Here is a 9,880-nt window from a genome sequence, read left to right as displayed (position 1 = left end):
TATTCCCTTTTAAATACAGCGATCTTATAATTTTCAATAACCAATTTTATTAAAAAGGAATTAAATTTGTACTACATGACTAATAAATTACGTGTTACTTTTTTAGGAACGGGAACTTCTCAAGGTATTCCCATCATTGGCAGTACGCATCCGGTTTGCTTAAGTGATAACCCTAAGGATAAAAGATTGCGGGTTTCTGTTTTACTTTCTTGGGACAATTTTAATTATGTAATAGATTGTGGTCCAGATTTTCGTCAGCAAATGTTACGACAAAACGTGACACATTTAGACGGTATTCTTTATACTCATGAACATTCTGATCATACGGCTGGCTTAGACGATATTAGACCTTTCTTTTTTAGGCAAGGTAACATTCCCATTTATGCACATAGTAGGGTAGTGCAATCTCTTAAAAAGCGATTTGATTATATATTTCAAGAAGAAAATAAATACCCTGGTGCACCAACAGTAGATATTAATTTTGTCAATAATAATGAGCCATTTCAAATAGGTGATATCATGGTTACCCCTATAAATGTATTGCATAATAAACTACAGGTATTTGGATATAGAATCGGAGATTTTACATATTTAACTGATGTAAAAACAGTACTGCCGGAAGAAATAAAAAAAATTAAAGGTTCTAAAGTAATTGTAGTTAGTGCTTTGCGAATAGAACCTCATATTTCTCATTTTAATTTAGAAGAAGCACTTGCTTTTATAAAAGAGGTAAATCCTGAAAAAGCATACTTAACACATATTAGTCACCTACTTGGTTTTCATGACGAAGTAGAAAAAATGCTGCCGAATAATGTACATTTGGCTTATGATAATTTAACAATCACATTATAATTATGAAGAGTAAAATATATCTTTATTTATTTCTATTTGTATCCTTAATCTGTCTTTTTTTAATGGTGAGCAGTGATAAAATGTCAAAGGATTATGAGAAGAAGTCTAAGTATAATATTGAAAAAATCTCAAATTTAGAAAATCAGATAGTAGCATTAAAAGATTCGGTTCAAAGGTCGTCCTTGAAAGTGTTAGATATGCAATATTTTTCATTAGAGAATAATGATGATGCATTGGCTTATTTTGAACACTTAAATTTGAAAGATCCCGCTGGTTATGTTGCCGATAAATTATTGGAAACCAATGCTCAAAAAGGGGATAATCCACTAGTGCCTTATGAGGGGATGGAGAGTGATTTTAAAATCAATAAAATTAAAGTTCTCAACCATAAATGGATACTTACCGATTTTTCTGATGGCAAATATTGGGGAGACCTTTTAATTAAATACGAATTGAAAGATGACCTTGGGGTAGATTTTACCTTGGTAGATCACTTGCTGTATACGCGTAGTAATTAGATTTTATCTGAAATCCATTTTTTAAGCGAGTAGAAGTTTTGCGGAGCAACGCCATGCCCTGCAGGAAATTCTTCGTAAACATACTTTATACCCAAATCTTCCAATAGTTTTGGTGCCTTTCTAGCCCAGTCTACAGGTATCACTTGGTCCATATCGCCATGAGAACTGTAGAAATTTAGATTATCAAAGTTGTTGACTTTGTACGAATCTATTAAGATAGATTCATTGATGTATCCGCTTAAAGCGATAATATTTTTTACTTTTTCTGGATATGACAATGCCACTGCATAGCTAAGAATAGTACCTTGGCTGAAGCCTAAAAGATTAACATTGTTCTCGTCTAAACCATAGGTGGAACAAGCTTCTTCAATAAAGTTCTTGATTTTATCACGAGAATCTATAGCCTGGTCGTCATCGCTCCATTTTCCCTTTTCATCATCAAAATTAATGGCATACCACGCATAACCGTAAGGTTGTAAAATATAAGGTGCACGTACGGTTATTATGCATAGTTCTTCTGGTAATTCCGGAGCAAAAGAAAATAGGTCTTCTTCATTACTTCCATAACCGTGTAGCATAAAAAGAACCGGAGGTTTTTTATCGGTTAGGCTAGATGGTCTCATGATGTGTTCTAAGGATAGGGGAGCTGTTGTCATTGTATTATTTGATAAAGGTGAACCATTTTTGAAAATACGGACCTACAATAGGTACTATTTGTTCTTTGTTGCTTAATGCGCCAATAAAGCCATATACCCAAAGTACTATATAGCAAAGGTACAGACCGTAAAGAGCGTATTGGTTAAACCATACGCTAGAAAAAATGGCAAAACCATGAAACATTAAGTGCAGACCAAATGCCTGCCTGGTATGAATTCTTGCAAAACGATACTGCGGTTCGTTATTCATAGATAAGGCAATTATAGCCCCAACTATAGTTAAGTAGGCAATTATTGCCGTAGTTCTACCTGGTATTTCGGGAGATTTCTCCATTTTAATTATTTAGTACTAATTGGTTATTTGCAATGCTACCTACTACTTTTCCTTTGATTGGCTTACCAATTGCTATAGCGTTTTTACTGGAGCTAAAGATTTGATCTTCTGAAAATTCATAAGTGTCATCTGTAGTAAAAAGCGAAAGGTTTGCTTCTTTGCCTACTTCTAACTGTGGCTCTTCTATTCCGAAAACGGAACGCCCTTTCGTTAGTAAAGAAATGGTTTCCTCAGTGTCAAAAAGTTCGTTTAGAATACCGAATATGCTTTCTAGTCCTATAGATCCAAAATCAGCATGGTCAAACTCTACATGTTTTAATTCTATATTTAGTGGAGTATGGTCAGATGTTACAAAATCTATAGTGCCGTTTTTTACTCCTTTTTGTAATGCTTTTATATCTGCCGTAGTACGTAAAGGTGGCATTACTTTATATTTTGTATCAAAATCTTCTAATGCGGCATCAGTAATGACAAGGTTGTGAGCAGCTACGCTACAAGATACCTGCAATCCTTTTTTCTTTGCATCGGCTATTAGCTTCACAGAATTTGCTGTAGATATTGTAGGTATAAATAATTTACCTCCCGTATATTCCAATACAAACAAATCTCGTGCTATCTGTAATTCTTCTGCTAGTGCAGGAATCCCCTTTAAGCCTAGTTTGGTGCTGGTAATACCTTCGTTGACAATTCCTTTTCCAGATATGCTTTTATCCAACGGAAAAGAAAACACCATACCATCGAAATTTTGAGCATATTGTAAGGCTATTTTTAAAAGGTTGGCATTTGCCATTGGGTGCTTATAATCATAAAAACCCAAGGCGCCGGCATTCTTCATATCATAAAGCTCTGCCAGTACTTCGCCTTCACCCTTTACCGTTAAATTGCCTAATGGGTGTAAATTCGTTAACTGATCTTTAGCAGCATTTTTTAGGTACACAATATCAGATGCAGAATCTGGTGTTGGGTGACTACTAGTATTTAGGATAACATCTGTAAATCCGCTTTTAGCAGCAGTTGCCAATCCGTTTTCAATAGTTTCTCTTTCTTCATGTCCAGGTTCTCCAAAACTAACTCCGCTGTCAAACCATCCTAGTGATACATGTAAATCTTTAATTGCTATGACCTTTGTTTTGCCGCTAGGCTCAATAGAGGTTTCAATAGCATCTATAATACCTTTTTTAATTAAAATATCCCTCTTCTTTAGATGAAGGTTTTTAGTACTCCCATTTACTATAGTAACTGATTTTAAAAGTATATTCATAGGGTATGGGTTGTTCGTTAATAGTTATTTTAAGAATTTTTGTAGTACCGTTTCTATTAGAACAAAAGCCAATGCTAAAATAGCAAACCATTTCCAAAACTCGTTTATGGTATTGTTATTTTGGCTTTCTAAAAAGAAATTTAATACTGATGTATTACTGTTATTTTCAGGCAGCGTAGTGTATAACAACTCGCTCTCTTTCCTATCGTTATTAAAACTGATGTGCCTAATGGTATTTTCATTATGTATGATTTTGTAGATACCGGCTTCTTTAGGGTTTTCTATAAAAGTTACCTGCACTTTTTTTGGAAGCACACGTTGCTGCGGAATGAATTCGTTTGTAGCGTTTGCTATTTTAATAATATCATCTTGTTGCAATGTAATTGGTAATTCTATTTCTAAATTGCTACCGTTAATTGCATACAATGGAGGTAGCTTTAGACTATTCATACCCATATTATAAAAGGCAGGAACAATCAATGGAGAATTCTTGAAATTAGAATTTTCACTACTGATTGCCGCACTAAAGAAATAGCCGTTTTGCGTGCCTACTAAAAATGGTTCGTTATTCTGAAAAGATAGTGCTACCGGTGCTTTGGTATTAAATTTATAACGCTTTTGAACACTTGGAAATTGAAAATCTGTCACTTTCTTATCAAATACATTCTCAAATAATGGATGCGCAGTCTTTACATTTGCTATGGATATTTCTTGTTCCATAATGTTAGAAAACTGAGTTTGGTTAAAAGTAGTCGATAACTGATTGTATGAAGTAGTATCACCATTTACGGCAGGAATCAATACAAAACTACCACTATTAGTGCTTAGAGATTTTAAGGCAGTTATTAGAGAAGTCGGTAAATTTGTTATTTCATTCAGGATTACTAAATCTTGATTTTCAATTGTACTATAGTTGAGTTGCGCCAAAGTACTACTGGTAAAATTGAACTCATCATTGGTGTATATGCGATTTAAATAATCTGCAGATGTAGTTCCTATTGCCAGTACTTTAATTTTAGACTTTTCGTCAATATTAAAATAGAACTGATTGTCATAATCCAATCCTGTATCCATAATGGCAACTTTGCCTAAAATAATCTCATTTGCGTTTATGGTAAACCGTACATCAGCCTTTTTGTTTCCATCAAAATTGGCTGCTGTTTTGGCTATTAGTTTATTGTTGTTAAATAAAGAAACGGGTATGGTCTGTTCTTTAGAATTTGTGGATATCTGTGCCACTAATTCTACATTGTCATTATTGCGCTCTGCAATAAAAACGGTATCTATAGCAGTATTGGTAATGATGTCGTTGGTAGGTTTTATAAACTGAATATTAACGCCGTTGGTTGAGTCTATAACCGAAAGGTCGCCCATTCGTTTTTGAAAATCTGATATGAGCACTAAATTTTTCTGTGCTGCTGCATTATTGGTGAAGTAAGTTTTTCCCTTTAAAATTATTTCAGAAATCCCTAATTGCTCTGAACCTACAGAAAGGTTAAGCAACTCGTTCTGTATGTCTTTTATATCAACATCCTTAAATACCTGTTTATTGGTAAATAGTGTAAACTTTTGATCAGAAGGTATGTTTTCTATGAAATCTTGAATGGTGTTTTTAAAAAGGCTACCGTTGTTAATTTGCCCGTTCATGCTAAAAGAATCGTCTAGATAAAAAACAGTTTCTTTTTCTTTTAGCGCAGTTTCATTAGCTATAAAAGGTTGTGCAAATGTGAAAACTAAAGCGGCAAGTAAGCCCATTCTAGTAAAGAGCAGAAGCCATTTTTTTAAGGTGCTGCTTTTTCTAGATTCAGAAACTACTTGTTTTAAGAACTTTACATTGGTAAAGGGTGTTTTCTTAAATCGGCGTAATTGAAATAGGTGAATTAGTATAGGAATGAGTAGTAGTAAAAGACCCCAAAGAAGTTCTGGATATTTAAATTGCATTCCTATTTTTGATTAAAGCAAAGATAATTATTTTGAAATTAGAAGCTTGTGAGATTGCAACTATTATTTTTGAACTTGGGTTAGCAAAAGAAGAAATAATCTACTGCTGGCTTTTGTTCTAAATCAGTAAAGAACGATCTGATTGTGTTTTGGTCATCTTCATTAGCTACGGTGATAATAGTTTTAGAGTGTTTTACGTCTTTTAGAGCAGAGAAGTGCTTTAACCGAACACCATAAATATCTTTTCCAATTTTCTTTTCATTATCGCATACCCATTGAAAAGGAATATTTTTCTCGACAAGAGAATTGGCAATAGTTTTTCCTTTCTTACCTGCACCCCAAACTACTAGGTTATTGTTGGGTTTGTATTCTAATTTTAAAAAGTAGTGCAACTTAATATCCAAGAAGTAGTTCTGTGCATAGTGTTCACTGGTTCTAGATGTTCTATTGTCATAATCTCGCCAGTAGTGTAGGGTAGTGGTGCATGGTATACATTTTAATCCCAATTCGTAAAAACGAAAAGCAAGGTCATAATCTTCAGGGTATCTATCTGGATTAAAGGCATCACTAGCTTCAAAGTCTTCTCTATACACCATCCAACAAGGGGAGGGTATTACACATTCTTTATATATCTCATTAAAATTTTCACCGGTAGCGGTCAATTTGTTCAACCACTTCTCATAACGGTCGTATCCATCGTTTACGCCCGCTTTTGAAAAATATTTGACTTTCCCAACGGCAAGACTTCCTTTTCCTTCCTGTAATAATGACTTTGCCATTATATTTATACGATCAGGTGCCATATAATCATCGGCATCCATTCTTGAGATAAAATCGCCGCTACTATGACTGTACGCTTTTCTAAGTGCCGTTATAATGCCTGACTTATCATTTGAAAGTATCTTAAATCTATAATCTATGGTCGCAAATTTATTTGCAATTGCTAAACTGTCATCGCTTGAATTATCGTTTACGGCAACCACTTCCCAGTTTTTATAGGTCTGATTTTGGATGGATTTTAGACATTCTTCAAAATATTCGCCAACATTTTTAAAAGGAATAAGGATACTTACAAGCGGTTTTGTCATCGTAGCAAGGTAATAAATAACTGAAATTCAACCTTTTCATTTCTTTGAAAATGTTTTGAAATAACGGAGATAAAAAATAATTAAGAAAAGGCTTTATTAGATAAGAAAACCTTTATATATTTGCACCCGCATTCAGGGAATACCTGATGAGGCACTCAGGAGAAATGGCAGAGTGGTCGAATGCGGCAGTCTTGAAAACTGTTGAGGGTCACACCTCCGGGGGTTCGAATCCCTCTTTCTCCGCTTTATAAATCCCCAATAAATTGTATATCAATTAGTTGGGGTTTTTTGATTCTTCAATTTGTACGATTATTGTATTGTAATCGTTCTTCAAGGTTATTTTGTACAAGATTTGTCGTTTTCTAATACCTGTCAATAATTGAAATAAAATATTGTGCTATTTTTAAATAATGGGATTATATGAATACATGATGTTACCGGAAACTGATCAATGGAATAATCTTTGGGAAAATAGTACATATTTGACTAACCATACTACCTCCAAACGAAAGTATAACCTCTACGCTTTGTACGCTTTTTTCGTTGAAGTTGAATACGACCCGAAAACCAATAAGATATTAGGTAAAGGGCATTTTAAAACTGGGGAAGCTTTGGATAGGTATTCTGGGAGTATTGATATAAATAAGATTTAGAATTATGGAAGGTAAGGAGAGAGCTGAGCTAAAGAATAAGATTTTGGAATTTCTACTGCCAATAGATGGCAATCCGCACAATGATCATATTTATTCCAAGATGGGTAAACCAGTAAAATCTTTAGCTCATTTTGATATAATATTAGATGAGATAATAAGGGAAGGCGAACGTTATATTTATTATAACAAATCGGGCGGTATGTTTTACCTTGGGTCAAATAATTTTACAGAGGAGTTTTTGATGGCCGGTGGTTTTGTAAATATGTATGAGAGCGAGTTGGAAGCTGAATTACAAGCTGCTAGCATTGCTAATCAGGAACAAGCTATAAGAAATCTTACCGAAGAAAATTTATCTCTCAGTAATCAGGTAGCTAATATGAAACTTAAAACTTACTTGATTCCACTTATAATCTCAGGAGTAAGTGCTGCAGTTGCAATAATTAGTTTGGTGGTTGCTAGTAAAAGCAATTCTAATAGTAGTTCTCAATCCGAAATAAGAAATATAGAAAATAAAATAGACAGTCTTAGAATTGACTTTAAAAAGGATAACGATATTCTAAAAGATAGAATCTATGAAGCTGAAATGCTTATAGCTGTTTATGAATCGGATAGCCTAAATTGAATCAATTGATTTAGCTTAATTCTTTTCCAACTAATACCTCAGCTTGCTCAAAGAACTCTATTAATCTTCTGTATCTGAAATGATGCTGTTTCCTACAATCTACATCGTCGGATATTTCCGATTCTATCCAACCCATAAATAATTCATTTATAGTCTGTTTAAAACTATTTGGTTCTGCACTTTGAAATAAATCTTTTACGGCATTCTCTAATTTACTTTCCATAAGTATTATTTTACTGGTTAATATCTATTAATTGCATCACAAATTTAACTCCTGCTTATCGAACTATAAAACATTTTTGATTAAAATTTAAATAATATATTTGTGATGTGTATTAAATATTATGATAGTATACTTATAGTGTATATTTTTGTGATACTAAATTTATACTAGATGTATACTATAAAAGAAATTGCAAAAGTTCAAAATGTGACTTTAAAGGATCTGGCGCTGCAAATAGACATGGCGCCTAATACATTGAGCCGGATTATCAACGGTGAAAATACAACGGTCGAAACATTACAAAGGCTAGCTAGTGCATTAAATGTAGAAGTAAGGGATTTATTCGTTAGTAATGGCACCCATGGGGTAATTGAACATAAAGGCAAGACATACAGGATAAACTCTTTAAAGGAGTTAAAGATACTGGCTGTTAAATTGAAGTAGCTTGTGCTATTCGATTACTTGTAACTGAAAATAATGTGAAGTAAAAACTGCAGGTTTTAAATTAGTATGGTGAAATTGGTCTGGAATATCCAATATAAAAAAGTCAAAAAATTATCGCTGGACTAAAACTATATGAAGGGGGTGGGGTCAAATATCCTGATTTTCTTATTCGTCAGTTTGCTTGATATACAGTATATCATATCACACAGTATATTATATATCAAATTTTTGATATTTTAAATAAACACTCTAGCTAGATGTAAACTCAATAGCGGAATATGAGTTTTGATAAATTGCTCTAAATTTTCCAACTACAAAAATACCAATCTCATTGAAATATTTAATCTAATAGCTTATGATCTCTATCAAGCCAACAAATATAGAATACTGCTTGACTTCTGAAACCATGAACCCTTATTGTTCTATTTACCCGTAACTCAAATATCGTAATATCAGAAGATAGATTTTCTTTAAATTCAGGATTAGGATATTTACTTAAATCTATTACCGTGTAGCCTAAACCCGATTTATTTTTTTTGTTCTTTGTAGCAGACCCGTACACGCTTGACCATGTTTTTTCATGAATTGAAGAATTAAATCTCCAAAATTCATTCATTTCTTGCTTAGTCCATTGATGAAAACATTGGTATGAGTACTGAATAAATCTCAGAGAGGTAAAAACTAATGAATCGTTTCCTTCCACATTATTATTAAATAAAGTGGTTGCCTCTTTATTAATAAACTTTGTTGTGGTATTTAGAGTGGCACTTTTGGGGATTAAACTTTTTTTTAAATGATTATTCCCCATCAACTTTAAGATTGGTGTAGTATTCAATCATAGATTCCGCAGTAATTTCCTCTGTAGAGCGTTCCCATGGTTTCAAATCTTTTCTTGCTATTATCCAAGGGGATTCTTGATGAGTCAATTTTTCTAGATAACTTGCTGAATGCTCTCCGTAAGTATCTAAAACTTCATTTAAAAGACTATCGATCTGATTATCAAGTTTAGGTATACTCAACTCCATTTTGCTAATATCAATACTATTCTCTCTTGGAATATCAGCAAATCTAGCGTATTGAGAAGGAACAACAGGACCATGAGCCCAAGCTTCTATTCTTTCTTCAAAAAGACTTGTACCATTATAAATAGTTAGACACCATGCTTGAGAATAATATAATAATTTTTGAAGCTTCAAAGGAGATATAGTATCCCCAGCATCTATATTAGTCTTGCTTAAAATCCAGTCCGATATTTGATTTACTTTATACATAACCCATTTCCCTTTTG

The 9,880-nt window shown here is 33.3% G+C and carries 13 protein-coding genes and 1 tRNA gene; 6 read left to right on the top strand and 8 right to left on the bottom strand.

Annotation, left to right across the window (positions count from 1 at the left end; translation table 11 throughout):
• Positions 1–75: 75 nt before the first annotated feature.
• Positions 76–852 (top strand): MBL fold metallo-hydrolase, encoded by a 777-nt coding sequence (locus PXD56_RS13780; protein WP_276493923.1) that lies wholly within the window; start codon positions 76–78, stop codon positions 850–852.
• A 2-nt stretch (positions 853–854) separates the two neighbouring features.
• Positions 855–1,370: a hydrolase gene (locus tag PXD56_RS13775; RefSeq protein WP_276493922.1), complete on the top strand. Its 516-nt coding sequence runs from the start codon at positions 855–857 to the stop codon at positions 1,368–1,370.
• Here PXD56_RS13775 and PXD56_RS13770 read toward each other — a convergent pair.
• The 5 genes from PXD56_RS13770 to PXD56_RS13750 form a co-directional block, all read right to left on the bottom strand.
• Positions 1,367–2,026, bottom strand: coding sequence for an alpha/beta hydrolase (locus PXD56_RS13770; RefSeq protein WP_276493921.1), 660 nt, complete (start codon positions 2,024–2,026; stop codon positions 1,367–1,369). The genes PXD56_RS13775 and PXD56_RS13770 overlap by 4 nt on opposite strands.
• Positions 2,027–2,030: 4 nt before the next feature.
• A complete protein-coding gene (locus tag PXD56_RS13765) occupies positions 2,031–2,360 on the bottom strand; it encodes a hypothetical protein (protein ID WP_036153748.1) in 330 nt (109 codons plus the stop codon).
• A 1-nt stretch (position 2,361) separates the two neighbouring features.
• A complete protein-coding gene (locus PXD56_RS13760) occupies positions 2,362–3,621 on the bottom strand; it encodes a dihydroorotase (RefSeq protein WP_276493920.1) in 1,260 nt (419 codons plus the stop codon).
• A 24-nt stretch (positions 3,622–3,645) separates the two neighbouring features.
• The gene (locus PXD56_RS13755; RefSeq protein ID WP_276493919.1) at positions 3,646–5,562 is read right to left on the bottom strand and encodes a BatA domain-containing protein; all 1,917 of its coding nucleotides are present in this window, start codon (positions 5,560–5,562) and stop codon (positions 3,646–3,648) included.
• 80 nt (positions 5,563–5,642) lie between these two features.
• Positions 5,643–6,650: a glycosyltransferase family 2 protein gene (locus tag PXD56_RS13750; protein ID WP_276493918.1), complete on the bottom strand. Its 1,008-nt coding sequence runs from the start codon at positions 6,648–6,650 to the stop codon at positions 5,643–5,645.
• A 158-nt stretch (positions 6,651–6,808) separates the two neighbouring features.
• Between PXD56_RS13750 and PXD56_RS13745 the strand changes: the two genes are divergently transcribed.
• The 3 genes from PXD56_RS13745 to PXD56_RS13735 all read left to right on the top strand — a co-directional run bounded on the left by PXD56_RS13745 (position 6,809) and on the right by PXD56_RS13735 (position 7,925).
• Positions 6,809–6,893 (top strand) — tRNA-Ser (locus PXD56_RS13745).
• Positions 6,894–7,060: 167 nt separating this feature from the next.
• Complete coding sequence (locus PXD56_RS13740) at positions 7,061–7,303, top strand: hypothetical protein (RefSeq protein ID WP_276493917.1); 243 nt, start codon at positions 7,061–7,063, stop codon at positions 7,301–7,303.
• Between the two features lie 4 nt (positions 7,304–7,307).
• Positions 7,308–7,925: a hypothetical protein gene (locus PXD56_RS13735; protein ID WP_276493916.1), complete on the top strand. Its 618-nt coding sequence runs from the start codon at positions 7,308–7,310 to the stop codon at positions 7,923–7,925.
• Positions 7,926–7,935: 10 nt separating this feature from the next.
• Here PXD56_RS13735 and PXD56_RS13730 read toward each other — a convergent pair whose 3' ends face one another.
• Positions 7,936–8,148: a hypothetical protein gene (locus tag PXD56_RS13730; RefSeq protein ID WP_276493915.1), complete on the bottom strand. Its 213-nt coding sequence runs from the start codon at positions 8,146–8,148 to the stop codon at positions 7,936–7,938.
• A 171-nt stretch (positions 8,149–8,319) separates the two neighbouring features.
• Between PXD56_RS13730 and PXD56_RS13725 the strand changes: the two genes are divergently transcribed.
• A complete protein-coding gene (locus PXD56_RS13725) occupies positions 8,320–8,592 on the top strand; it encodes a helix-turn-helix domain-containing protein (RefSeq protein WP_276493914.1) in 273 nt (90 codons plus the stop codon).
• A gap of 340 nt (positions 8,593–8,932) precedes the next feature.
• On the opposite strand, the gene PXD56_RS13720 is transcribed toward PXD56_RS13725, so the two are convergent.
• Positions 8,933–9,400 (bottom strand): MAG6450 family protein, encoded by a 468-nt coding sequence (locus PXD56_RS13720; protein ID WP_276493913.1) that lies wholly within the window; start codon positions 9,398–9,400, stop codon positions 8,933–8,935.
• On the bottom strand, positions 9,390–9,863 hold the full coding sequence (locus tag PXD56_RS13715; RefSeq protein ID WP_276493912.1) for a Panacea domain-containing protein: 474 nt from the start codon (positions 9,861–9,863) through the stop codon (positions 9,390–9,392). The genes PXD56_RS13720 and PXD56_RS13715 overlap by 11 nt, the downstream gene beginning before the upstream one ends.
• Positions 9,864–9,880: the final 17 nt, after the last annotated feature.

The sequence above is a fragment of the Maribacter zhoushanensis genome, assembly GCF_029350975.1.
In the GTDB taxonomy this organism is placed as follows: Bacteria; Bacteroidota; Bacteroidia; order Flavobacteriales; family Flavobacteriaceae; genus Maribacter; species Maribacter zhoushanensis.
The sequence above is the reverse complement of the archived record's forward strand: the minus strand, read 5'-3'. Positions and strand labels throughout refer to the sequence as shown.